Here is a 24,338-nt window from a genome sequence, read left to right as displayed (position 1 = left end):
TGAATACACCACCGAACGAATCTCCGAGCTTCGAAAACGTGTCAGAGAGGAACTGCCCGGTCTGCATAATTTCACTCATGCCCTCTTCTATTTCTGCCAAACCTTCTTTTAACTTCCTGGCATCACTTTCAGAGGTAAAGACTTTTTTTAGGCCATTTGAAACTTTATTAAAAGAGGTTTCCATTTGGTCGGCTTCACGGCGGACATTGGCTATTTCATCCTTGATGGCCTTCAACTGATCCGGTGATTTGCGAAGCACATCAAACTGTTCTTTGGTAATACCGAATGAATTATCAGATGAATATTCCCCTCTTTCAAGAAAAGACAAGAATTTTTCCGCTTCATCCGCAATGGCACGAATAGAGGTGATATTCTTTTTACTCATATCATCAAACAGCCGGGTGATAATGGAGGTACTCTTTTGGGCTTCATTATCCACGTCCGCCAGATCTTTCTTCATACCTTCTGCAAGGGAAAGCCGTTCACCTTCCGTTGTGGCCTTTGCTATCTTCTCATTATAAAGCTCCGTGATAGCCTGACGCTTTTCCAAATATGAACCATATTCTTTCAAGTATTCGTTCATGGCGCGTTCTTCTGCTTCAATCTGCTCATGGATAACATCAGATGTCGCATTTCCTAATTTGGCCCCAGCATTGACTTTTGCCATTCGGATCTCAATCGTCTGCTCTTTAGTCAACTTTCCGCCTTGTGCCTCTCTCCATTCTTTTTCTCTTGCACGGATAGTATCCAACTCTCTGTCATAGTCAAGATTCAACTGGGCGATCTTCTTGTCGAAACCTTCTTTCATCAGGTCAATTTCGGATTGCTGGTTTTGACGACGAAGGGATAAAAGTTCCTTTTGAAGTTTTTTCTGTTTCTCAAGTTCTTTCTGATCTACAGGTTTTGCAAATTTCGTCTCTTCTTGTTTTGATTGGCTATTTACCAAAGCCTCTGCTTTTGTACGATCTTTTAATCCTTGTACAACAATCTCTACTGCTTTCTCATGTTCTATCTTTAGCTGCTCATTCCGTTTTCGCAATTTATCTATCATAAGTGCAGAAGCAAATGATGTTGCACCAATTTGCAACTTCTCAAGTTCTGCAATTTGTTTATTATTTTTCTCAATCTCTTCTTCAATGGAATTCACAGTTGCACGTTGTTGTGCCATCATACGATCATCTATCGACTTGGACAACATCTTGTTGACTTCAACCATATCCATTAAAAGGAATTTCTGTAGAGAAAGATTCTTCAATTCATTCGGATAAAGCTCTTGTAACTTTTTATAAGCTTCAACCTTTTGCAAAGTGGACTTATTTTCATCTTGCAACACACCCAACATTTCTTCCGTCTGACTTCTCATTCCGTCAGACCATTCTCTCATTTCTGCGACTCTCTTATTATGAGCAGCCAATGCCTTTTCCGAAGCTGTAGCCTGTGTCGCAAGTTTGAATATTGCATATCCCAATGCGGTAACACTTGCCACAACTAATACATACGGGTTTGTAAGAGCTGCCTTTCCTGCCGCCAACATAGCAACAGCCTGTTTTCTTAAAGCACCGGTAAGCAATGCTGTAGCTGTCGTATGTTGAATTGTCGCTAATCGGCTTAGAGCAGATGATTTTACATACGAATGTTGAGCTACCTGAACCAATAAAATAGCTGTTTTATATGAAAGAAAAGCTCCAGCTGCATTCTTTACCAACGATTCAAGGTTTGATATTGTACCTTCTATATCGTTATTCTCAAATGCTTCATTAAAAGCCTTGGCAATATCGGAGACTTCTTTCAGAATCTTCTCTCCCAAAGGACGCAAATAGACCTGTACATTATTAGCCAACAATGTAAGCTGATTGTCTGCAGCATCTTTCATCTTCTCAAACGCAGCTTCCGTAGCTCCTAAAGAGTTCTGTAACTCTCCGAGATCACTCGCTGCCGACCTTGCATTCTTTCCGGTCAAAGCCAATGTTGCAGCCAATCCTTCATCCGTACCGAGCATTTCCTTCATCTTAGAAGCGGAACCGCCAGCCTTCTCGTTAATCAACTGCAATGCTTCTTGGAAAGTACGTCCTTGGAAAGCAGCATCTCCAAGTTCTCCGGCAGTACCCTGGATAGCAGCCCGGATTTGAGTCATTGCCTGCGCTGTCGGCGTTCCTTGTTTGGTCAATGAAGCGACTGCGCCCAACACTTGATCAATACTGATCCCGTATGCGGCCGCAATAGGCGCAACCTGGGCTATGGAGGCTCCTAATTCGCCAAATGTAGTCTTACCCAATCGGACAGTTGTAAAAAGCTGATCCGAGACTGTACCAGCCTCCTCTGCTGACATCTTATAAGCATTCAGGATCGTTGTAACAGCATCGGCTGCCGTCTCGGTTTCTGTAAGCCCTCCCACGGCTGCTTTAGCCGAAACTTCTAGAATCTTCATACCATCTGCCCCATCATGACCGGCAGAAACAATACTATAGAGTGCTTTGGCGGCCTCCGGAGCCTTAATCGGTATCTCTTGGGTTATGGACATAACCTGATTCATAAAACCGGTCATATCATCCGTCACCTGTGTGGAAATGGTTGCCACTTCCAGCATGTTCTTCCGGAACTCTTTTTCAAAGTCGTATGAGCTTTTTGCAGCTTGTGCAAAAGCAGTTGCCGCACTGATACCGATACCACTGAATATATCAAAAGAGGTAATCTCACTTGCCAGAGTCTTGATAATTCCCATAGCCTCGCGTTTCCCCTCGTAAAAGCCAGAGTTATCAAATCCTGTCGCAACATATAGCGCTCCCTCCCTATTTCTAATTCCCATAATGCGTTTATGGTAAAATATAAACTAAAAGCATTTGTATTCAGGAATCTTTTGTATATTTGCTGTATGAGTCCAACGGTTTTTTATAAAAATGGAATGCGTTTCTTTTTCTTCTCTTTAGAAGAAAACAGAATGCATATACATATCAGACAGGCAGAAAAAAAGGCTAAAATTTGGATAGAACCTTCTATTTCTTTGGCTGAGAATAAAGGTTTTTCTTCAACTGAAATTTCAAACATACTAAAGGAGGTACAAAAACATGAGCGTATTATTAGAGAAAAATGGAACAACCACCGCGGAAGTAACAATGATTAATGCACGCGGTATCCTCCTTTTCGTAGGAGGAAAGGAATATTATCTATCGTATGACAGATATCCTTGGTTTAGAAATGCAAAAGTCTCGGATGTATTGGATGTAACCATGCCGGATGAAGAATCGTTGCGTTGGGATGCAATCGATGTGGATCTTGAGATTGACAGCATAATTCATCCGGAACGTTACCCGATATCTTTTTAACGAACAAAGCCCTGCTAACTTCACAGTCCGCAGGGCTTTCTTACTACCAAACAAATCAAAATTTATCACTATGACAAAACCTTTTCTCTACTTTCAATATAATATATAGTTATGCAGATAAAACTTTCTTTATCCGTTTCACATGGCCTGTATCGAAGTCAACCATTTCAACCCATTCTCCATCTTCCTCTTTAATTGACGTATCTTCCGAATGAAAATCTTTGACCCTTCGATTCATCAAATAACCACGTTCACGAAGCATGCCGACCAACAAAACAAAGCTGCTATCCAATATTTGTTCATGAGAATAGCCGAAAGCCTCGTTGCAGGTCACTAAGAACATGAAGCTGCTTTGAGGGCCTTCTTCTTCCATGTCTCGCTGTTTTTCTGAAGGGCTATTATCTCCACTTCGCTTAACGGGCTCACAGCTTCCAGCGCTATGATAGTACGAGAAAAAGGGTTACAGCCTATCCGGTACAAGACGGCATTCAGAAGGATATAGATATCCTCCCATGTACAGTTGTCTTTCAGAACTTCCCGGAACCAGGCCGGCATATCACCTTTCTTATTATGAATGCCAAGGCATACGATTTCAAAAATAAGTTCGTCATATTTGGCTATCAGTTCGGCGACTTGATTGGAAAATCCTTTATTCTTATCAGCAATCAAAACATCTCTATCCTCTTTATCGATATAAAGCAAAAGAGGCTTTATTCTAAACCAGGTGCGGACAGTGATCGGAGTTATGGCGATACTATCCCCTACCGTCTTTCCTTCCGGTAATGATTCAAGCCGGGTAAATTCAAACGGAATGGTTACCGGCTGACAAGAAACGGATTCACTTTCTAACTGGAGTACTTGTTTTACACTCATATTTTCGATTAAAATATAAAAGCCCCGGATAGTTCCGAGGCTTTCGATAACCTAAACAACAGTCCTTAATTATTCTGCTGCTTGTACGGCTTCTGTTTCTGCGCTTGTCTTCTCTCCGGAATACAAACCGTTTGCCGTAAACTTGACAAGGATTTTATCGCCTTCATTTTCCGGCTGGATCATATAACTGTCACCAATAGCCCCCTCAATATCTTGGGCTTCTCCCTGGCCATCCACTTTACGTTGCCATTGGAAATCACCAGTCGCTTCCGCTGGTGTCAAGGTGGCCATAAGCGTTTCACCAACTTTGGGTGTACCGGTGATTACAACTGCCGTTACCGGAGTAAGGGTTACATTCATCACCGCCCGACCGAACGAAGATCGTTGCTGCCCTGCAGAGGTAATTGCTGCCAAACGGGTACATTTAACTAGCAAAAGGTCTGTTTGTTCTGAAGACGGAGCCTGACTCAAGCGGGCACTGACTTTACAAATGGCAAATGTATATTCCGTATACTTACCTTTGTACGGTGTTGTCTGTATCTTGAACGATTTGCGGATATTTGGAATATCAATCGGAGCATTCCACTTACCACCACTTACAGAACCACCACAAAACGCGAGCATCTCCTGAGCTGTCGGCGACGGGATAGCAAATTCAAAACTATCCGGGTCGCCAGCTTTATCGAATGACTCCCAGGGATCTTTCATCCCTTCCGCACGGAAATCGACAGAGGTCGCTTCATTGAAATTAAAAGCAACTGAGCCTTCATGAACGATCGGACACTGTGTATAAATAGAGGCCGGAACACCATCACCGGGGTCACCATATCCTAAGAAGGATACGCCTACCGCCAAACTTCTTTCATTAGCCATATTCTTAATCTATTTCTGTTATTACTTCAAATCTTATATTCGTACAATCGAAGCCTTCTTTTGCTTCGCCAAGAGGTTCGGACCATACGATCCGAGATTTCCAATACATGCCGAAAGGAGGTGTGATATTTCGTAGTGCAGACTTAACTTTTCGTGTCACTCCTTTCATTAACTGACGGTCAGGCATACCGTTCTTCTGCTTTTTCACAAATACATTGATATTGACCGAACCTTTATTCACAACATCTGTTTCATTTAGTGTAAGCATTCGGATTGTGATGTGATTCTTTGTCTCACCATCACCAGAGCAATCTTTGTACAAGATAAAGCCGGTACTGACCGGTTCAACTGCATCATACACGATATCTACTATATCAAACTGATCAGCCATATCAATATCCTTTCTCCGCTAGTTTGTTGAATAATATCCGACTCTGTTTCTTAATCCATTCTTCGGTATGGTCGGAAGCAACAGAGATAACATCCAGGTTGTCGATTGCTTCCACATAAACAGCGTATGGCATGGCGGCTACCCCAATCAATACCCAACCTCTCTTATAAAGAGGTATCAGCTCGGAAACCAACCGTTTCGCTTCACGTATACCTGTCTGTTTATCTGTTCCCGATGTGGATTGTTTGTAATTCTCAGTCAATATATCGCCATCCTTGACGATCACATAACCGATAGAGCTACGGAGGTTACCAGTATGATCCTGATAGTTTCCTTTCTTTCGGGCAATCTTCACGAACTCTTCCCCGGCACGTTGCAATAATTTGTATATCCGCTCTTCCGCCCGGTCCACAAAATAATCAAACCAACGTTCTACTTCTCTATCGCTCCACATCGGAGTCAAACCACCTTTCCTTGCCATCGCTATACATAAATTACAGAGTGAGTCTGAAACGGCTCCCAACAGATAATATCCACATCGAGAGCGATACTATCAATCCGGATATGCTTCGCATTTTCCACAGGACGGGCCTTTGTCGAGAACTCACCGTGTACGATAAATTCCTTCCCATCGACATTCCGCTTCAATTGCTGTCCGCTATTGGATGGAAAGTATTGCCCTGTAACCTCTATTTCCGTCGGTTCTCCGGCAACCCATTCCCCTTTTACCAATTGTCCGGATTGGATTGTTACTATCGCTTTATGTGAATACCGTCTTACCATCTGTTTTGCGCCCTTCCTTTTGGAACTTCAATCTTATTCCCGATCAGTTATGCTTTCTCCGGTTCTCCACCTTCCCTATACAGCCGTTTTGCCGTAGCGTCATACCAGGAACGAGGATAAGTGATAGAGAGTTTGTTTTCTGTGAAGTCCGGTAGACCACCGACCATTGAATACAGGTCGGCAGCCACCAGCTTTTGTTTTTGAATATCGATCGTCTTACTATCTTCTGTACCTTCAAAACCGCGTCCCGGCAAAACGACGTTATCCAAAAAATCTTCACAATCCGCGAGACCGGGATAAGCTAGTATTGTATCTCGAATCGTCTTAGCCATGATTGTTATTCTCCGTTTTCAGTATCCTGAATCGTTTGATCTTCCGGTTCAACAGTTTCACCTAAGAATGTTGCCGGGATATCATCCGTACCTTCAGTATCTTCAGATGCGTTCCAATCCTTGCCGTCCACCTTCATAATGAACATGGCATCCGGATCATTTACGACAGGAATAGCATTTGCTTCTGCCTTCGTCCATTCCTTGAACGGTTCCAGTTCTGACCATTTGGTTACCAATACCCAATCCTGTTTTACCATGAGGGCAATCTTCTGCAAGGTAGCGGAAGATTCGGCTGCAATCGGTCCGTGTTGGATATCACCAACCTTCAAATCCTCCAAGAAACATACACGTTTACGCTCCCACGGATTGATCGTCTTACGACGATGAGCCTTGTCCTCGATACGGACAGACGGATTCACAGTAATGATCTTCACCGGGATTTCCTGTTCGGCCAGATACTCGTTGATAAGATTTTTCGTCACCAATATTTTTGAAGACGAATTAACCCATGCCTTCAATGTGTCGAATGTTGATTTCTGCTTCTTCAACAAAGAGAAGTCAGCCACGTGCATCACTACATAGCGAATCGTTACTCCCTCGGCAGAAGCAGCAACAACCGTATCTTCGATATCCTGCAAGCCGTTAGCCGTTGAAGCGTTGCTCCAATCTACAGAAGATTTACGCTGGTTCTTCTTCGGCATACCGCAACCAACAAACTCAGCCGTAACGACACCGCCATTATTCTTTGCCGACAAATGGAAACCCGCACGGCTCATGAGCTGCATACACCACCATTCGAAACGGGCACGGACGGAGTTATACACGAAATCCTGATCCTTGAAAGCCAGGTTCAGCAATGCCAATTGGTCTGCGTCACCCTGTGCGTCACGTTCCAACTGTTTGTACTCGTTGTAATCACTTTCGTTCATACCACGCTTAACGGCTGTCTTTGGAATATCACCGGACAACTTGCTGATTACCTCGCGCGTCTTCTGCGGAGCGGAAGCGTCAAAAGAGATCACATCTGCCATTACCGGAGCACCCTTCTCGCCGGTCAGTGTCTCCCACTTCAACGAAGTCTTTCTTTTCACCCCGAAGAAGTTCGGGAAAACGACTGGTTTCACATGGCGGGTATTCAAACGAGCCGCCATGTTCTTTTTATTCACCTGTTTAATTAAACTTCTTTCCATATATCAGATTTTAATGGATTACACAAAACGGATAAACGACATTAATGCCTTTAAGTCCTTATCTACCGGGAACGGCATACAGGATTCGTTTACCGTACCTCTTACCAATAACCCGGACTGCTGGTTAGCTACAGTCAAGTCGACTTTATTCATCGTGACGACCAATTCGCCATCATAAGGTAACTTGGCGGCTTTCGCAGCCTGCTTGTCTTTAGCCTGAACCAATACTTGACCTTTTGTTGCAGCCCCGATCGTTGCTGCCAACGTAATCGTATCGAAATCCGCATTACTCTTATCGATAGCTGTGATCTTATCGGATGCGCCTGTCAACGCTCCACCAACCGTCACGAAGTCACCCACACCTAACAGATGGTTCTTGGCCACCTTATACGCTGTCGCATCGGCAGCAGCAGCTTCCGAAACCGTAGCCGTCTTCAATACATGATACAGCCCTGTTTCCGGATCTTTTACTACAATTACAATCGGAGGCAGTTCGTCCAATGCCTTGCCATTGAACAAAGCGTTCTGCAAGTCTCTGCGGTCAATCGTCCCGCCACCGATCACATCCTCAATAATCTTTTCAATTCCGGGAGGATACTGGAATTCTCTTTCTCTTTTTCTGTACATAACGTTACACTTTACTTGGATTATTCAATACCCAGGTTTACCACACCGGGATTATTTGCACTATTATCGACGTCCTGATCCATCAGCTTCGCCCAATCCGCTTCGGAACGATCCTGAAGATTTACGGAACCGGGAGCGTAATCGCCACGAGCCACAGCATCATCGATCGCCTTTTGCTGGATTCCGGTATATTCTTCGGATAATGTCTTGATCTGATCCTCGATAGACGTTTCAGAAGCCAAATCCACACGTCCCAGCCAGCTATCCGGAAGACCGGCATCCTTCAACTGCTTCCGAACTGTTTCTTTTTTGGCTTCGTTTGCCGAGTTGGTAATGGAATCACCCACCTTTTTAGCCATATCATCGACACTCTTTTTCATGCTTTCCAAATAAGCTTTTACTTCCGGACTAAGATCCTTCAACAGATCTTCTTCCGTTTTCTTATTCTTATCCGGATCTTCCACCTGTTTACCGTCTTTTAATCCATGTTTTGCTTCGTATGCAGCGACCGCAGCCGTTTCAGCCGTAGTCTTAGCTTCATTCTCCGCTTCCTGGATAGCTGGAAGGATATTTTCTTTGAACAGGTCCACAAAAGCCTCCATTCCTTCAGCTTTTTCGATTTTGAACGTCTTCTGAATACGTTCCGCATACTTCTCTGGCACGCCTTTCGTCTTACATGCCGCCTTGATTAAATCTAAAATTGTCATAAGAGTTTTCTGTTTAAAATATAAGGGAGGGAAAGTTTTTTCTTGCAGGATTCAGAATAAGTGTTCATCTTTGTGGTGTCCTAAATTCTCAGATGGCGGGTAACCGCTGAACATATTTTTGTATTGGTACTCTTGTACCCATACATGAACATATAACATAACGGTTTCGTACCCCCTTGATATGGCTTAATGGCCATAACTGCCATCTGAGGTGTAGGACAAAGGGACAGGCGAAACCGTTCTTTTGTCTATCCACTTACAACAAACAATATTCAATCATGTCCAAACTCAGAGAAAATTGTTTGTCGGGAAATAATAGTACCCAACAACCAACGGCCAAACCCTCCGAAATGGGTAAGTACTCCACTCCTGAACTACAAGCCGCATTCAATACCGGCCGAGAAATCGGAAGAACCGAAGGAATGCTATACTACATCAAACATGCTTCCGAAAATATGCAAAAGGAAGCTGAGAAATTAAATTCGAAATTGCAGACGCAAAAAGCGAAAGTATAGAAGGTATCGCCATCTGCTTCCAGAAAAAGTTTTTCTGATTTATATATTATCTCAGAAAGACGTTACGTGGCAGTTGCGTCAATAGGAAATTTAGAGGGCATTGGGTGTATTCTGTAAACTGCCACTTTACTACAGAATCCCCTTTGCCCTCGCTTTTTTCGGAAATATGAAAAATTTATCATTTAACGTAAAAGAGATTGCGAAAGTAAACAATGTGGCTATCATGGCTAGTAATGATCCTAATCAACTAGTTCCCATCAAACCTATTTGTGATGCTCTTGGCATAGACGCCAAAGCTCAACGTAATAGAATTGATCGTGATGAAATATTAAGTTCAACCGGGGTCATCATGACCTCGGTTGCCGCAGACGGGAAAGAACGTGAAATGTACTGCATTCCTATCCGATACGTTTTTGGATGGTTATTTTCAATTGATACTAATCGAGTTGATGAAGAAGTAAGACCTTCCGTCATTAAATACAAAATGCAGTGTTACGATACATTGTATGATCATTTCGCCTCTTACGCCAGCTTCGTCAATCAAAAGCAGAAACGACAAGCAGAAGACTGGGCCCGTATCCAAATCCTCAAAAAGGAGTTCCATGAAGCGAAGAACAAACTAGCCAAAGCTACAAAGCAAATGAACATGACGGTAGACTACTCATTTGAGCAATGGAAGGCCAACGGGAAACAGCTTATTCTCGACTTTGACAATTAAAAATCCGAAATCGTTAGACAATTAGGAGATAATTTATATTTTTGCAGAAAGAAGTGGTTTACAAACAAGTCCTTGGATTGCAGTTCCAAGGGGGCTATTTGAAAATCATTCTTCTAAAAACATAAAGTAGTCTGATAGATTCAGCCGTGGATTGTAGTTCTACGGTGATGGTCTATCGGGCTACTTCTTTTTTATGCCAGTCAAGACCTTATCACTATCCGATATACTATAAAGGACGGCATTCCCGGTTATATCTTCTCTAACAATAATCCAACTTTTCTCTCCGTTCAACTCAATTTCAAAAACATGAGAATATTTAATCATAGGATTATCCTTATGGTATTCAGTATACCCCTTGTAATCCGAACCGGCAAATATCGCTCCTATATTTTTTATCAATTCGTTCTTCTCTTTCTTGAACTTATGAGGCTGATTCAAGAACTCTTTGATAGACTTTCCTGTCATTTTAACTCGTACCGGAAAATCTTTATGAGAGAATGAGCCATTCAATAAAGACTGCTTTGCCCAATTTTGCAGCTCTTTCGTTCTATCTTTTGAATATTGGATTGAAATACTATCTCTTTCAATCTTTCCATCCCCCAGCAACCATTCCGCAAACTCCTCATGATCCATCATGACCGGCGTAGCTATACAGATGCAGAACGGATGCCAGCCCGTAAACTTAAAATCCTTCGAGTATTGGCCAGCCTTTGCATCACATACAGGACACGGACCGTGATTCGATGGTGAACGTTCCACCTCATAACCAGTCACGAAGTCCATTTTCTGCCAACGTTCGTAATCGGCAGTTCGAAAAGCCTTATTGGTCTCCGTTGCAGCTAAACGTAGAGCGTTTTTGTAAGACGAACGGTAAACACCCTGCCCCGGATGATAGTCTTTCATTGGTTGAGATAAAACCAGCTTCCCACTCGCGTCCCTTACACGGCGGAAACGACGGTTGGGTTCGTTTAGCAATTGCCGTATATCTTGGCTGATCAACGCTGCCGGACGGCCGGAGGACAAACCCGAAGAAAGATAATATTCCAAATTATCCATAGCCCCGTCCGTTATATCCCAAACACGGGAGGATATGGTTTTACCAAATTCATCTTTACGTTTCAATAAAGTATTCAGCGCATCGGCATTCCGGGAAAACAATTTTTCCCTTAGCGTACTGGATATAGCCATATCCTTAATATAGCCCGTTACCAGTTCATCCGCTTTCTTATTGCCTAAATTCCATACATCAGTAGCCGTATTGGATATATTGCTTACGAGCTGCGTGTGTAAATCATCCAACAGACGTTCTATTTGCTTTTCAATAGTAGCATTACCTATCCATACACGGTCGCCGCCATGATCCGACCATTTAGCAAGAAGAGGTCCTACCCTGCGGACAAACTCGTCAAACGAATACTTTATGCTGCCTTGTTGCAGGAACAGACGTTGCAGGAATTGTTGTTCGTGAAATGATAGTTCTTTCATTCTCCATATCCCATTGTCAGACCAACCATGTTATTACGTTGCGCAGCCGCATCCTCCTCTTCCTCCATCAACTTCATTTCTTCGTCCAAGTCTTCTGTTAGCGGAGAATGAGCCGTAACCGTGCGCTGAGCGTTAATCGGTTTGCCTCCATTGGCAATAGATAAGGTTTGCAGGGTTTCAGCCAAATCTTCCGGCAAAATGGAACCAAATTCCACATCGATCAGGTTGTTCACCAATTGAGGACGGTACTTGATGTTGGTAATATTGCATATCCCAGCCAACACGACCGACACGCAACGCTGAACCACCGGACCGAACGTTTCCATGTTCTCACTCGCCTTGATAGTTGCATCCATCAGCATGAATTTACGAGCGACACCGGACAGGTTGCCAATGCCTTTCAAGTTATCAAAAGAAAGATCCGGCGTAGATGTACCAGCAAATTGTTCGTTTTTCGTTTCTTCCAATTCTTTATCTACAGATGGCTGGGAGCCAGTCCATGTCAAATAATCGGCATCGCCATGATATTCCTTGCCAGATACTTCATCGACCTTAATGGGGAAATTAAGATCTTTCCCGGTTGTTTCCTTAGAAGGTAAATCGGAATCGCCATACGTTTTCAAGATTGGTTCCGCAAAGTAGTCGTTAGTGTCGGCCATACGGGACAAACGCATTTCCCGCGCATCCATGATACCGGCAACCTCGTCCCATTCCGGTTGGAAAACATCTGCATACACGACTGGAATCTTTCCGAATAGATTGGGAACCTCTTTTATTACCCAGCCACCCATTTCATCGATAGCCGTAATAATCTTATCTACTGTCCAGATTGTACAACTGTTCCGGATCATACCATTAGAGTTCACTTGGTAACGATGAATAAAGGCATCCATATCGTCGTTATCATCGAAGTGGGGATAAAATTCAGAGAAAGTATTTTCATTATGGGGAACGGAAAGCGTTTTCACCTTCAACTCCGTAATCAATTTACCGTCTAATCCTTTGGATGTATACGGATAGAACACAAGGGCAGCCTTACTTTCAGAAAGCACCTTACGAGCGAACGACTTCAAGACGGATTGCATTTTCAATCGGCGTTCCCATACACGTTTGAATTCTTGAAAACCATCGTTCTGATCAGTTCCCGTAATCGTCATTTGCCCGCCAAACAAGAAGGCGACAGAGGTACGCACTTCCTTTTTCGGGAAGTTGGTAACGATACGTGCTACATCTACGATCTTATCTTCCAGTCGTAACGGCTCACCATTCTTATCTTTCAAGGTTTCCGAATAGACAGCCAACCGTTTCGGTTCACGCCAACCGACAGAAGTCTTACGCCGACGGCGCTCACCGTGGTATTCTTTGTAATATTCTCTTGGTTCCCGATATTCAATCGTATCGACACATAACGAACTGACTACCTGCCCGAAATCTTCATTTGCAAGAATGTCGTTTATACTTGGCATATACTTTTTCTCATAAAATATATGCCAAATAATTATTTACTTAAAATATGATGACTTTCAATTTTTAAAGTATCAATATTCACTCTCATCTCTTTTATCACACAAAGAGGATGAACTTTTTTTAAACGCCTTATAAAATCTTCTCTATTAAAGTTTTTGTTTTTTTCAATTCGACAACCTAAATAAATTTCTTTTATAGCCCCAAAACAACATATATTTCGTTTCTGTGGACTAAGTGCCACCATCCTGTATTCTTTCTCATATTTCCAGCACATAGGTTTGGTTGTCAACATTTTTATCAGAAAATTTTTATAATGAGATTCATCATCCGAAAATTCTACTTCAGGCCTCTTCTGTTCTGGCTTAACTGGATATATTTTATATCCTGATATTTTCTCCAATTTGTCTATATCAAATCCAACACAAATACCTTTATGAGAATCCGCATAATGAGCCCATAACAAATCGTTTTCACAATCAGATGATACACAAAAAACGCCATACTTCTTTAACTTTTCTTTAATAGAAGGAGTCAATATATCTTGTATCCTTGTTACAACTTCCTCACTTTTCCAATCAATATCATTGAAATATGGCATAGTATCCATCCATGGATGGATTTTCAATATTTTCTCCTTTGTAATATCCCTATATCTAGGAATAATTTGACCTTCACAAGGATCATTTAAACTTTCAAAATCAGACAAATAAATTTCTCCATTAAATAATAGTTTCCATGTAAACTTATTCAATGAACCATCTTCTTTATACAAACTTCTATACTTATATAGAGTATTTCCATTCATAACTAACTATTTTGAGAACAAAGATAATATTTACCTTCCTTTTGCCACCTGCCGTACCCGATTATTTTTGCACAACCCGATGAACTCTACATTCTCGGCAAGGATCGTCATACCATCCGGAGCATCATCATGTTTATTGCCACCTTCTTTCTTATATCCGGTAAGCGCTTTCATAAACCGATCGTAATCCGAACCTTTCTTATACTCGCCCTCTTCCAAAAAATAGCAGTGCTTCTTAATCCAACCAGACTTCAACAAGATACGTGTATCCTTATTGGCTGTTGTCGGTTTCGCCTGAATGATACATTTCTCATTCTTTGCCTTTACAGCCTTACGGACATTCAGAGCAAACAGACGGCCGCCGTTATTGCTTTCGATACGCATATTGTCGCAGCGGGTGTTAAGAATCAAGGAAACTAACTTCGGTTCGGTAATCTCGACATTATCTTTCGTAAACAGGACATCGGTAATGAAATACTTTGTACCGAATACTTTGGCAATCGGTGCACAAAAATCGTCGTCTCCTTCGTCGGCCACATCGGTAGCACCGATCACGCCATCCGGCTGTTTACCTTCGATATCTGCCAGCTTGAAGCGGTTCAATTCTGATTTTGGGAACAACAACCCAATAGCCTCGATCGGTTCCTGCATATACTCGGCACACCAGATGGAATCGTCCGTTTCCTCTCGCAATTCGTGATAATACTCCGTTGTATGCACATCCTCACAAAAAGAGCGGTCGTTCTCATCCAGGGCTGCGATACGGATAATCTCGTCATACTTCCCCATTTCCTCCATACGACCAAGAACGTCCGTAGCCGACCAGCGGGTACCGATGTCGATTGAACAACAGTTTCCCTCGATACGAGAATCATGTGTTCCCTGCTTCCAAGACCAGACCTTTTCGTTATTGGTGTCAGATAGTGCATCTTCCAAACTTTTATACAAGTCGTCGGTCATGGCCAACATAGACGCACCGAAACCGATTACCGTACCGCCTACACCAGCCCCGAAGTAACTCACCTGCCGGGCAGCTTCCAAGCTCCAGCCATGTACGTTCTGTTTATCCCCTCGCAATTGCACATCCGGGAATATCTCTTTGAACCGGGAAGAGCGGACAATGTCGCGTGTATCATAAGATAGTTTATTATACAATGTATCGGAACAACAATTGCGCATGACCGACTCTTCCGGGAAATGGCCAAGCATCCACGAAATGAACAAGGATGATATATAGGACTTCCCGGCACGTGGCGGCATGGAGACGGCCAGCCGACGAATCACACCCGACAAATACGATTCGTACACCCGCGTAAATGCGTCCGCCACCTTCTTCAAAAACAAACGCTTAGCGAAGAACTTAGGATCATGATATAAACAATAGGCCCAGAAATCATTCCGAGCCTCCCGTTTGCGCAATATGGTCGCAGCCTTCGCCTGCCTGATCAATATTTCTCTCTTACTCCTTTTCACCACGGATAATTGCTGCTAGTTCTTCATCTGACATCGATTCCAATTCATCACCCAGTTTGACCTGGTTCTCCACTTCTTTCTTATCACGCCACTTGCCAGGTTGCCGGTTCTTCAGCCAGAAAATGGCGGCAGTTGTGTCCGGAGGGTAATGTTCGATATATTCCACCTTGTCCGTAATCTTACCCTCATTGGTAGCAAACTTCGTCGCTCTGGCATCGTAACCAATCGCACGGCTATAAAGTCTCGATGCTACATTTGCATCTGCTACAGCTTTTCCCTTTTTTAAGGACTCAAGAAATTGAGGAAACTTCTTCTTCCAACTATTCAACGTTTGTTCCGAAACAGAGAAGAATTCAGCAATCTCCTTATCTGTTGCACCTAACAGACAAAGTTTTAGAGCCTGCTCTGCATATTCTTCTCTATATTCAGACTTACGCCCCCTACTTTTCTTTTTTACTTCATTCTTCTCTGACATACCTAACCAAAACTAACGAATCGGAACAATTCCGCCTTCAACTCAGGTAAACTTCCATTATCTAAATAGAAAGAAGAGCGCATTTTACCTTCTTTCTTTACACCACGCATTGACTTACACAAGTGTTCTCCCTCTAGCACTATACCCATTGCCAAAGGTGGATATTCCGAACCTAACGCTTCTTGAATCATCACAATGATATCTTTCGCCAATCGCTCTTGTACCTGTAATCGTGCCGCACAATAATCAACAACACGACCAACTTTCGATATGCCCAATATCTTACCTTTGGGATTAGGAATATAAGCAAACCAATACTTCCCAAAGAAAGGCATCATGTGATGTTCACACATTGAATAAAATCCACCTGAATCTGCGATAACACTATTACAAGAAAGACCATCCACTCCATTAGGAAAAACCGTTATTTTAGGCACCTGTGCCAGATCATATCCACGAAAGATCTCTTTCCACATTCTTATGATACGATCCGGTGTTCCTTTTAATCCTTCTCTACAAGGGTCCTCACCGATAAAAGAAAGGATCGTTCTTATCGCACATTCAATATCTTGTGTGTTTGTAGACTTAATTTCCATTTCGGATGCTCTTTAATATAATTAATAACTTCCTTCGTATTCTGACCGGAACAAGGCTGCAAATAATATATTCCTGCTGAATATTTATCATATTGCGACATATCCTGTCCGATATAAACTACCTTCAATTCATTCGGGTTAATCACGACAGTTTTACCTCCATCTTTCGGGGAACACGTAATCCAGTCTATATTTACAGGTGGAACCAAAGTTCCATTTGTCTCAATCTGAACAAATCGGCCAGTGGCCTTGATCTTATCAACCAAGTCATATGTAACCTGCATACAAGGTTCTCCACCTGTCAATACAACATGTAAAACTGGATAACGATTTATTTCTGCAATAATATCATCATCACTTAACATCTTGCCTTCTTTGTGTTCTGTATCACAGAACGGACACCTCAAGTTACATCCAGAGAAGCGAACAAAAACAGTCGGTGTACCGGTAAAATACCCCTCTCCCTGGATACTGTAAAAAATCTCATTTATCTTTTTCATACCACGCTATATTATTCTCCGATTCCTGGACCATCACTTTAAAACATTGAGGTATCTGATTACAGATCCATTTCGCAATATTTTCCGCTGTCGGATTAAACGATAATACCTCATTCAAGTTCTTATGATCCAATTTTTCCTGAATCATTTGCTTAATATGGGCAAAGTCGACAACCATACCATCTGGATTCAACTGCTTAGATCTACACCAAACAATTACAATCCAATTATGTCCATGCAAATTCTCACACTTACTCGTATAAGAGAGATTCAAACGATGAGACGCTGATATCTCAAGACGTTTCCTTACTGTATACATAGATTTATCGATAAAGAGTTAATATTTGTCTTATCTCTTCCTCCTCCCGTTTCCGACCATACTCGCCAGATTCGATTAAAGGAAGTATTTCACGCTTTATATAAGATATATTCATGTCTATTACTTCTCTGGGGAACGGATATCCGTTCAATGCAAAAGCAATGAATTTGCGGAAACACGGTTTGCAGTTCCAACATTCGTGCCCATCAACAGGAGCATAACAACTGAACGACGAACTAAACGCTTCATTAATACTGCCTCCTTGAATTATATATTGCTTCAACAACTCTGTCTTAGTATATGCTTTATAATCCAAATTTATCCTGATCGTTCGTTTCTCAGTCCAATGTTGTTTCTGATAGAGATATCCGAGTAACTCCTCGTACAATTCGGCAAATACAGGTGATTTATCAAGAACCCGGTCACCGGCTGTCGCTCCCAAACAGATTTCGTCGCCATAATTCGTTGCGATACCAATCAAATACATATTTCGAAGAGGAATAATCTTATCCTCACGTTCCCATTTTGATAAATCCAACTTTTCAATAACAATATCATCCGGAAGACGCTTCATTTCTTCTTTCGAATAACGGGTATTCATATCAATATAAAGCCTTATATCCGGTTTCCAGAGTTTATCAATCAACCAGCTATCCATGCCTCCTGAATACAGAAGGACTTTTTTATTATAAGTATTGTTCTGCATACCTTTGAAATTTTATCCATTCATTAAAATTGTGTCTATTCGATAAATCATGATTCTTAGCCCGCATTCCTTTTGGGGGATTACGATATACCATTTGCTTTCCATTAAAGAAATAAATTTGCCCAAATCTAGAACCAGACAACCAGGTCGTACTATCAACACTATCAAACTTCAAAAAAGGAAGAAGTGTCGTATTTGTAAATCCAAGCCCATGAATACGAGTACCGGCAGAATGAGCTTGATCGATAAACCACTTTAATATCATAGGATTCTCTCTTATCCGCCGACCTTCTTCCATTGCCGAAGTCGTACCAATCGCAACATAAGGATACTCCTCACACATCCGAATAAAATATTCCTTCCCTCGACTTGCATGCCAAACAGGAATAGGCTGCCGTCCTATACGATCTTCCAAGTATCTACGATAATATTCGACTTTCTCCAGTCCAACGACAACGTCTATATCCAGCTCAAAGAAACGTTGAATGTTATTCTTTAAAACAAAGTCGGCATATTTCTTAACATAGCCATCCCAGTCAAAACTATCATTCTTCCCAGAAAAAGCAGAAAACGCCCCGCTATCAAGAATATGCTTCTCTTGACAGACATAACTACCATAATGCCCTGATTTATGCTCCCAAAAAGAACTTAAAAGATAGATATCTTTCGTGTCGAGATTCCACCGTTTGGCACAATACTTATAACCGGCAAGGTATAAAATCATAACTCTATCTCCTTCCCACAATGGGGACAAATCATAGTCTTTCTCTTATTCTCCACCTTGTCTGCTCCCTCAAAAAAACGATCCACATCTGTCGGCATATCATCAAATGGAAGCTCCAACTCCCAATCACCAAGTTCGTCAATACCAAAATCTTCAACTACAGCTGCAAAATCGAACATAGAAGTATCTGATGTATGGTTATCAGCCAGAGCCAAAAGCTTTCTTTTTTCATCCTCTGTAGACAAATCCGTTCTTCTGATCGCTATCAATTCATTTCCATCAGACTCTACAATTCGGACTTTCAACCCCAGTTCTAAAGCCTGCTCATAAACGCCATTCCCGGCAATAATAACATCGTTCTTATCCAGAAGAATAGAACGACCAGTTCCACAGTCCTCCAGGCTCTTTTTAATAAGTCTTTTATTCTTATCCGTGTGGATACGATAATTCCGAGGGTCATACTTCAATTCAGCCATAACTTTTATTCTAAAATATAACAGAGAAATCTATTAACCTAAATACAGTTGCAGTTCCCGGATAGCCTGTTCCACGCTCCGAACAATCACATACTTACTACCCGCCATCTCAACCTGGCGTTGGTATTCCTTTTGCTCTGCAGACTGTTTACCTGTAGATGTCTTGAACTCTAGACAAAGAGAAGCATATCCCTTTTTCGGTATCTGAAGGATTACATCGGCCACTCCACGTTTAACGCCTTGGCGCTTCATATTAGCCGCTTCTATTTTATGCCGGCTGCCACCGTTCGGGACTGCAAAAAGAAGTCGATCCGGCAAATTAGGAAAGAATAAAGGAACCTTGCTGAAAAACTCCGACTGAATCCGAGCTTCTTCGTTATCATGGTGTTGCTTTTGTTTTGGAGGGTTCTTTTTATCAGAGTAACAGTTATAGCAGATATATCCTTCTTCTGTTTTGATCACAGAAACTGTTTCCCAGCCACAGGCTATACATTTTTGCGTTTTCATATCTTAGTTTCATATAAGATATAAAGAACAGAAAGAAAGCCCTCTGGATTACCAAGGACTTTCTTAACTCACTTCTTTCGTGATTTGAATCAAATCTGATACTTTTATGGTCATACATTTTGAATTTTATTTGGTTGGTAATTTTTAATTTCCGATATTTACTTCAGCAATATCATTTTTCAACATCAAATTTCACAATTATGCTAACAATTAAATTAACAGCGACAGGAAAAGAACACAATCAAACAATTAGTCCAAGACTTTTTGAAGGGTGTGGAAACACTTTAGTAAAGGTTATTTGCGAAAAACTTTACTATGGTAATCCAAATGATTTAGAAAACTCTATTTGTAGTTATATGAACTCTTTCATGGATAACAAATGTGAGGTTAAAACTAATCATGTAACAACTGATTTAAGTACAGGAAGTAATTCTAATGGGAACTACGTAAGTCAACTCACATTTCAAGTTTTTATTTAATTTATTTATGAGGGTATGCCCAAAAATGACATACCCTTATTGCTTATCTATTATCATACTTAGCTCTTTTAATTCACATTCTTTATACCAACTACAAGCCGCACAATGCACACTGTTAATCCAGTCTTTCCAAAGTATATCGGCCACACAACTATACTTATCGCTTTGGATAGTATGTATCGGTTGCTCTGATTGCTCCGCAAGAAAACCATGCAATTATCATTTTATTAATTATCTTTGCAATTTATTGTTAAAACACATATAATTATGAACACTCAGGATGCAATTCTACAGGGATTATTGAACAATACAACAGTTGGACAAACTGGTATAACCAAGCACATGCTTTTGTTATGGGCTCAAGCATTGGAACCTTCTATAAAAGACGGACTCGAAGTCGGACTTGCAATATCGCAATTAGTTTATGATGGTTATCTTGTAAAACTGAATCCAAATCAGAAGCCTATCTATTTTGAAAGAGTTCAATAATTTTTAAAATTGAATTTTCTGTTGTAGAACTTCGTCTGCATAAAACTGATCGAAACTCTTGTCGCTTATCCACCAATTGAAGCCAAATTCCGCATCGGTAAAATTGTGATTGATATATCCGGCATCAATGAGTTTTTGAATTGTTTGTACCCATTTCCTACGAACATGAGGAAACCGCTTTATATCTTTCATCTTTTGTTTTCGGTTTGCCATCGGGCAAAGAATACAACCTATTCGCTTATATCCTTCATCGTACAAAGAACAGTGTTCTATTCCATTTCCATTCAGAAAGCCCCACACATCTCTGTCTGTCCAATGGATAATCGGAGAAACAAGAATCTTGTCCTTACCTTTAACACAAGTAACCATCTTTTCTTTATGCTCAGAAAATTGGTCGAAGTTCCCGCTGAATTTACGGCCGCTAATCTCAATTTCTTCACGTTTGGAACGCTGCATACTTTCAGTTTTACGAATGCCGATCAAGGTAACTTTCCCTGCACCGGACATTTCTTTAAATTCAGCGCAACACCAGCGAAACGTCCTTGTTGGAATAAAGTGCTTCTTTAGAGCCATATCATAAACCGACATCGTTGGCTTTATCAGCTCTACATCCGGATAGTTCTGTTTCACAAACCGAATGACTTCCGGAGGGTCAACAGATGTAAGATTCATGTGAGCCTTAAACTTTACACCAGCCATCTTTGCGATGTGATAAAGTGCTTGACTATCTTTTCCACCGGAAAAGGCCAAATAAAAGCCATTCTCCGGATCATAATCAAGCGCCATCTTCTCGCACTTACGCAGCAGTGCAATGGAGTAGTTTATTTTGTCCTGTAACATTGTCTGTTTATTTGTTATGAATCAGATAAATATTTTATCAAACTCTCTTTGTCTTTAAAAAGTCTTTTATCCCATTTGGGATAATTATTTCTGGGTACACTAAGTCCATCTGACAGCTTATAAACCATAAGAAAACTATCATCAGTATAGGATATTTCGATGATTATTTTGCTTATAGTTGTATGGATAATGTCATCCCCACTCAGATAGCATACGCTATCTCCTACGTTAAATTCAGTATCTATATTCATATTTTTTAGTCATCGTCTTTTCTATGCTTATAAGCATAATAAATAGCACAGCACATATTTATAAGAGCATTGATAAGCAATAGATTTTGTACCCAAATATCAAAACTAGCTATGTGGCTAATCAGGTAGGCTATGAATGATAGCCAAAAGACAATTTCTTCATATTGATAACTTTTCATATTTACTTCTTTTTAATTATTGATGTTTTTTTAATATTTACCCCTTATATTTCCGTTCAAAATCATACTTCCTAAACTCATGGTACGCTTGTTCCAATGTTTTAGAAGTCCTATCGCCTTCCGGTATATCCCAGCTTTTGGAATTATTGATACTATCATCCATGGCCATAGCCCCCCTTTCTTTCTCATACCGGCCAAGCCATTCTAAGATAACAGCCCCGTCTATCCGATCATAAACCTTTCCATACAATCCCTTTTTCGCCCGATTAAAACATAGCTTGAAATCATCAGGCTTAAAGAAATAGTATTCATCAATAATCAGATCAACTGTTTGTGCGACTTGCACCGCTCCGATCGATTTTCCGACATTGAAAAAATCTATCAAATCATTCAAGACTTTTACCATAAATCCACGAAGATGCGTCTCTCCAAATTCTTTGTTCATAACCGCTATAGAGCAACTTGGGCTATCAAACACGTCATTTACTGTTTTGGGCCGCAGACTGTTGTAATATGGCATCGGCAAGGTGCCCAAGATGCTCACGCTCGCGTCTCTTGTTTTCGGCATCAGTTCCGGAGGAAGTACGCCTGTTGTTGAGTCTATCTGTGACAACAGTTGTATTGCTTGTTGTTTGTCCATCTTGATATTTTTCTAAATCACGTTTCGCCCATTTGCGGAACGTAAGGTTTGCACTAACGTACTTTTTGAGCAACTCTCGATAGTTGTGCATCGAGACAAGAGTGTCCTGGATTAACTGAAGCGGGAAATCTCGCTTTATTCGTTCGAATTGTTCTTCCGTAAACGGCTCTTTCAGTTTAGCCACATTAGGAGCATTCGCAGCAATCCATTGCTTGAACTTTTCAAAATTTTCATTCTTGGGTTTCTCCGGTTCAGGGTCAGGGTTGCGCGTGCCTGCGCGCGTATAACCCTCCTCTCCTTTACAATCCTCTCCTTTACTCTCCTTTCCAGCAGGAGTAGTTTCGAATATTCCCGACTGTTCGGGATTATTCGCGAATGTTCCCGAATTGCTTTGTTTTTTGCCCGAAAGAACGTTTTCTATTACTTCTGCAGGAATTTTTGACTTTTCTATTACTTCTGCAGGAATTTTTGACTTTTGCGGTTTGTCGATGCGCTCACTGGAAAAGTCCATCACGTAGTAGCTTTTGTTTTCGAATGTAAAAGGTACAAGGATAGAGTTTTCAATCAGTTCTTGCAGCCACCCAGAAACCTGCTGCTTACGAATATCTTCGCGGGCAGGAAAGACTTTCGACTTGATGATAGTTTCATTAGCTAAAATGACACCGCTATCATCAGCAAAGTTTTTCATGCCTATATAAAGCAGACAAGCCGGAAGAGATACGTTCGAAAACCTTTCATCTTCCCAAAATTCCGGTACTATAGTTCTAATTCTTGGCATATTTATACAGTCATTCTTTCAGGAATTCCCATCAAATCAAACAAAGTAGGAGCCTCGACTTCCATTTCAATCTCACGCAAATAAGTAAGGCTATCTTTCCAATAGTCATAATTAAGTTCCGTAGAAAGACCTCTACGGCCTAACTTGACAGCACAATAAGGGACGGTTCCAATACCACCAAACGGATCAAATACCAATTCGCCTTTGTTTGAATACCGTTCAATCAGCCTTTCAACGATGTCCAACTGAAGAGGGCAAATATGATTCTGTCGTTTCTTTTGCGACTGTTTGGTGTTAAGCGTTCGCATACGGACCACATCATCCCATATCCAATCCTTTTTGCTTACCGGATCAACAGCCATAAATGTTCTTGGCAGTTTCCCGTATGCTTCTAACTCTTCCGCAAAAGACACATGTTCCTCATAGTTATAGATATGTTCACGTTCGTAGTTACGAAACAAATGCCGAATCTTATCTATTCCAGCACCTTTCATATCTTCGTATGACAACAATGAATTGCCGGAAGACTTCCAACTTGCATGGGCATCGATCTGCCAACGGGCCAGCGAGTATTCGCTCTTATCCTTCTTAACAGGCCGGTCGGCATAAGCACGTGAGGTATCGGTAGGCAACTTGCGAAATAGCAATACATATTCAGGGCATCCGACTCCCATCTTGGAACCATCCTTGCACATCTCGGTATAGCCCAAACGGTAGGTCTGGTTGTTTTCCCTCACCACGTCAGTATCGACCGTAATGCGCCCCATATATCGGAAGCCATGCTTCATGTAATGAAATACAGTCATTTCGCTGAACG

35 protein-coding genes are annotated in these 24,338 nt (G+C 41.4%); 6 read left to right on the top strand and 29 right to left on the bottom strand.

Annotated elements, in window-relative coordinates; genetic code table 11:
* Positions 1–2,806, bottom strand: a 2,806-nt coding sequence (locus tag KTG12_RS19620; protein WP_216945522.1) for a phage tail tape measure protein, incomplete at its 3' end; no start/stop codon positions are given.
* A 9-nt stretch (positions 2,807–2,815) separates the two neighbouring features.
* On the opposite strand from KTG12_RS19620, the gene KTG12_RS22370 reads away from it, so the two are divergent.
* Complete coding sequence (locus KTG12_RS22370) at positions 2,816–3,121, top strand: DUF4160 domain-containing protein (RefSeq protein ID WP_122116510.1); 306 nt, start codon at positions 2,816–2,818, stop codon at positions 3,119–3,121.
* On the top strand, positions 3,066–3,323 hold the full coding sequence (locus KTG12_RS19610) for a DUF2442 domain-containing protein (RefSeq protein ID WP_005643095.1): 258 nt from the start codon (positions 3,066–3,068) through the stop codon (positions 3,321–3,323). Before KTG12_RS22370 ends, KTG12_RS19610 begins: the two co-directional genes overlap by 56 nt.
* Positions 3,324–3,432: 109 nt before the next feature.
* On the opposite strand, the gene KTG12_RS19605 is transcribed toward KTG12_RS19610, so the two are convergent.
* The 10 genes from KTG12_RS19605 to KTG12_RS19560 all read right to left on the bottom strand — a co-directional run bounded on the left by KTG12_RS19605 (position 3,433) and on the right by KTG12_RS19560 (position 9,099).
* Positions 3,433–3,696: a hypothetical protein gene (locus KTG12_RS19605; protein WP_005643094.1), complete on the bottom strand. Its 264-nt coding sequence runs from the start codon at positions 3,694–3,696 to the stop codon at positions 3,433–3,435.
* Positions 3,657–4,196: a hypothetical protein gene (locus KTG12_RS19600; protein ID WP_119216022.1), complete on the bottom strand. Its 540-nt coding sequence runs from the start codon at positions 4,194–4,196 to the stop codon at positions 3,657–3,659. The genes KTG12_RS19605 and KTG12_RS19600 overlap by 40 nt, the downstream gene beginning before the upstream one ends.
* Before the next feature lie 69 nt (positions 4,197–4,265).
* Positions 4,266–5,069: a hypothetical protein gene (locus KTG12_RS19595; RefSeq protein ID WP_129943939.1), complete on the bottom strand. Its 804-nt coding sequence runs from the start codon at positions 5,067–5,069 to the stop codon at positions 4,266–4,268.
* A 4-nt stretch (positions 5,070–5,073) separates the two neighbouring features.
* Positions 5,074–5,460, bottom strand: a complete 387-nt coding sequence (locus KTG12_RS19590; RefSeq protein WP_129943938.1) for a hypothetical protein — start codon at positions 5,458–5,460, stop codon at positions 5,074–5,076.
* Between the two features lies 1 nt (position 5,461).
* The gene (locus KTG12_RS19585) at positions 5,462–5,941 is read right to left on the bottom strand and encodes an HK97 gp10 family phage protein (protein WP_129943937.1); all 480 of its coding nucleotides are present in this window, start codon (positions 5,939–5,941) and stop codon (positions 5,462–5,464) included.
* Between the two features lie 2 nt (positions 5,942–5,943).
* The gene (locus KTG12_RS19580) at positions 5,944–6,243 is read right to left on the bottom strand and encodes a hypothetical protein (protein ID WP_119216025.1); all 300 of its coding nucleotides are present in this window, start codon (positions 6,241–6,243) and stop codon (positions 5,944–5,946) included.
* Positions 6,244–6,290: 47 nt separating this feature from the next.
* Positions 6,291–6,575 (bottom strand): hypothetical protein, encoded by a 285-nt coding sequence (locus KTG12_RS19575; RefSeq protein WP_155144394.1) that lies wholly within the window; start codon positions 6,573–6,575, stop codon positions 6,291–6,293.
* 5 nt (positions 6,576–6,580) lie between these two features.
* A complete protein-coding gene (locus tag KTG12_RS19570) occupies positions 6,581–7,765 on the bottom strand; it encodes a major capsid protein (RefSeq protein WP_129943936.1) in 1,185 nt (394 codons plus the stop codon).
* A gap of 18 nt (positions 7,766–7,783) precedes the next feature.
* A complete protein-coding gene (locus KTG12_RS19565) occupies positions 7,784–8,392 on the bottom strand; it encodes a hypothetical protein (protein WP_129943935.1) in 609 nt (202 codons plus the stop codon).
* A gap of 20 nt (positions 8,393–8,412) precedes the next feature.
* Positions 8,413–9,099 carry a hypothetical protein gene (locus KTG12_RS19560; RefSeq protein WP_129943934.1) on the bottom strand — a complete coding sequence of 229 codons (687 nt, stop codon included), beginning with the start codon at positions 9,097–9,099 and terminating at the stop codon, positions 8,413–8,415.
* 278 nt (positions 9,100–9,377) lie between these two features.
* Between KTG12_RS19560 and KTG12_RS19555 the strand changes: the two genes are divergently transcribed.
* A complete protein-coding gene (locus KTG12_RS19555; RefSeq protein ID WP_129943933.1) occupies positions 9,378–9,614 on the top strand; it encodes a hypothetical protein in 237 nt (78 codons plus the stop codon).
* Between the two features lie 166 nt (positions 9,615–9,780).
* Entirely contained in the window at positions 9,781–10,332 is a 552-nt protein-coding gene (locus tag KTG12_RS19550) for a phage antirepressor N-terminal domain-containing protein (RefSeq protein ID WP_129943932.1), read from the top strand.
* 180 nt (positions 10,333–10,512) lie between these two features.
* On the opposite strand, the gene KTG12_RS19545 is transcribed toward KTG12_RS19550, so the two are convergent.
* From KTG12_RS19545 to KTG12_RS19490, 12 genes are read right to left on the bottom strand one after another with little or no spacing between them, the layout of a single operon-like run.
* Positions 10,513–11,817 carry a hypothetical protein gene (locus tag KTG12_RS19545; RefSeq protein ID WP_155144396.1) on the bottom strand — a complete coding sequence of 435 codons (1,305 nt, stop codon included), beginning with the start codon at positions 11,815–11,817 and terminating at the stop codon, positions 10,513–10,515.
* Complete coding sequence (locus KTG12_RS19540) at positions 11,814–13,283, bottom strand: phage portal protein (RefSeq protein ID WP_129943930.1); 1,470 nt, start codon at positions 13,281–13,283, stop codon at positions 11,814–11,816. The genes KTG12_RS19545 and KTG12_RS19540 overlap by 4 nt, the downstream gene beginning before the upstream one ends.
* A 32-nt stretch (positions 13,284–13,315) precedes the next feature.
* The gene (locus KTG12_RS19535; RefSeq protein WP_129943929.1) at positions 13,316–14,089 is read right to left on the bottom strand and encodes a DUF2971 domain-containing protein; all 774 of its coding nucleotides are present in this window, start codon (positions 14,087–14,089) and stop codon (positions 13,316–13,318) included.
* A gap of 30 nt (positions 14,090–14,119) precedes the next feature.
* The gene (gene terL, locus KTG12_RS19530) at positions 14,120–15,565 is read right to left on the bottom strand and encodes a phage terminase large subunit (protein ID WP_129943928.1); all 1,446 of its coding nucleotides are present in this window, start codon (positions 15,563–15,565) and stop codon (positions 14,120–14,122) included.
* A complete protein-coding gene (locus KTG12_RS19525) occupies positions 15,549–16,037 on the bottom strand; it encodes a helix-turn-helix domain-containing protein (protein ID WP_119216033.1) in 489 nt (162 codons plus the stop codon). The genes terL and KTG12_RS19525 overlap by 17 nt, the downstream gene beginning before the upstream one ends.
* A gap of 2 nt (positions 16,038–16,039) precedes the next feature.
* On the bottom strand, positions 16,040–16,633 hold the full coding sequence (gene folE, locus KTG12_RS19520; RefSeq protein WP_129943927.1) for a GTP cyclohydrolase I: 594 nt from the start codon (positions 16,631–16,633) through the stop codon (positions 16,040–16,042).
* Positions 16,588–17,133 carry a 7-carboxy-7-deazaguanine synthase QueE gene (locus KTG12_RS19515; protein ID WP_129943926.1) on the bottom strand — a complete coding sequence of 182 codons (546 nt, stop codon included), beginning with the start codon at positions 17,131–17,133 and terminating at the stop codon, positions 16,588–16,590. The genes folE and KTG12_RS19515 overlap by 46 nt, the downstream gene beginning before the upstream one ends.
* Positions 17,117–17,452 carry a 6-carboxytetrahydropterin synthase QueD gene (queD, locus tag KTG12_RS19510; protein WP_129943925.1) on the bottom strand — a complete coding sequence of 112 codons (336 nt, stop codon included), beginning with the start codon at positions 17,450–17,452 and terminating at the stop codon, positions 17,117–17,119. The genes KTG12_RS19515 and queD overlap by 17 nt, the downstream gene beginning before the upstream one ends.
* A gap of 4 nt (positions 17,453–17,456) precedes the next feature.
* Positions 17,457–18,158 (bottom strand): 7-cyano-7-deazaguanine synthase, encoded by a 702-nt coding sequence (locus KTG12_RS19505; protein WP_129943924.1) that lies wholly within the window; start codon positions 18,156–18,158, stop codon positions 17,457–17,459.
* Positions 18,139–18,882 (bottom strand): hypothetical protein, encoded by a 744-nt coding sequence (locus tag KTG12_RS19500; RefSeq protein ID WP_129943923.1) that lies wholly within the window; start codon positions 18,880–18,882, stop codon positions 18,139–18,141. The genes KTG12_RS19505 and KTG12_RS19500 overlap by 20 nt, the downstream gene beginning before the upstream one ends.
* Entirely contained in the window at positions 18,879–19,358 is a 480-nt protein-coding gene (locus KTG12_RS19495) for a hypothetical protein (RefSeq protein WP_155144398.1), read from the bottom strand. The genes KTG12_RS19500 and KTG12_RS19495 overlap by 4 nt, the downstream gene beginning before the upstream one ends.
* A gap of 33 nt (positions 19,359–19,391) precedes the next feature.
* Positions 19,392–19,865, bottom strand: a complete 474-nt coding sequence (locus KTG12_RS19490) for a VRR-NUC domain-containing protein (RefSeq protein ID WP_129943921.1) — start codon at positions 19,863–19,865, stop codon at positions 19,392–19,394.
* A gap of 200 nt (positions 19,866–20,065) precedes the next feature.
* Here KTG12_RS19490 and KTG12_RS19485 point away from each other — a divergent pair, with 200 nt between their 5' ends.
* Both KTG12_RS19485 and KTG12_RS19480 read left to right on the top strand, forming a co-directional pair.
* A complete protein-coding gene (locus KTG12_RS19485; protein WP_129943920.1) occupies positions 20,066–20,344 on the top strand; it encodes a hypothetical protein in 279 nt (92 codons plus the stop codon).
* Positions 20,345–20,611: 267 nt separating this feature from the next.
* Complete coding sequence (locus KTG12_RS19480; protein ID WP_129943919.1) at positions 20,612–20,833, top strand: hypothetical protein; 222 nt, start codon at positions 20,612–20,614, stop codon at positions 20,831–20,833.
* 3 nt (positions 20,834–20,836) lie between these two features.
* On the opposite strand, the gene KTG12_RS19475 is transcribed toward KTG12_RS19480, so the two are convergent.
* The 6 genes from KTG12_RS19475 to KTG12_RS19455 all read right to left on the bottom strand — a co-directional run.
* The gene (locus KTG12_RS19475; RefSeq protein WP_129943918.1) at positions 20,837–21,673 is read right to left on the bottom strand and encodes a phosphoadenosine phosphosulfate reductase family protein; all 837 of its coding nucleotides are present in this window, start codon (positions 21,671–21,673) and stop codon (positions 20,837–20,839) included.
* A gap of 14 nt (positions 21,674–21,687) precedes the next feature.
* On the bottom strand, positions 21,688–21,924 hold the full coding sequence (locus KTG12_RS22365; protein ID WP_005643046.1) for a hypothetical protein: 237 nt from the start codon (positions 21,922–21,924) through the stop codon (positions 21,688–21,690).
* A 5-nt stretch (positions 21,925–21,929) separates the two neighbouring features.
* Positions 21,930–22,103 (bottom strand): hypothetical protein, encoded by a 174-nt coding sequence (locus KTG12_RS19470; protein ID WP_005643043.1) that lies wholly within the window; start codon positions 22,101–22,103, stop codon positions 21,930–21,932.
* A gap of 37 nt (positions 22,104–22,140) precedes the next feature.
* Complete coding sequence (locus tag KTG12_RS19465; protein WP_227225877.1) at positions 22,141–22,548, bottom strand: hypothetical protein; 408 nt, start codon at positions 22,546–22,548, stop codon at positions 22,141–22,143.
* Positions 22,549–22,582: 34 nt separating this feature from the next.
* The gene (locus KTG12_RS19460; RefSeq protein ID WP_216945521.1) at positions 22,583–23,521 is read right to left on the bottom strand and encodes a hypothetical protein; all 939 of its coding nucleotides are present in this window, start codon (positions 23,519–23,521) and stop codon (positions 22,583–22,585) included.
* A 2-nt stretch (positions 23,522–23,523) separates the two neighbouring features.
* A partial coding sequence (locus KTG12_RS19455) for a DNA methyltransferase (RefSeq protein ID WP_216945520.1) occupies positions 23,524–24,338 on the bottom strand: 815 nt, incomplete at its 5' end.

It is taken from the genome of Parabacteroides sp. MSK.9.14, from assembly GCF_019041495.1.
Taxonomy (GTDB): Bacteria; Bacteroidota; Bacteroidia; order Bacteroidales; family Tannerellaceae; genus Parabacteroides; species Parabacteroides merdae.
This window is presented reverse-complemented; position numbering and strand designations above follow the sequence as displayed.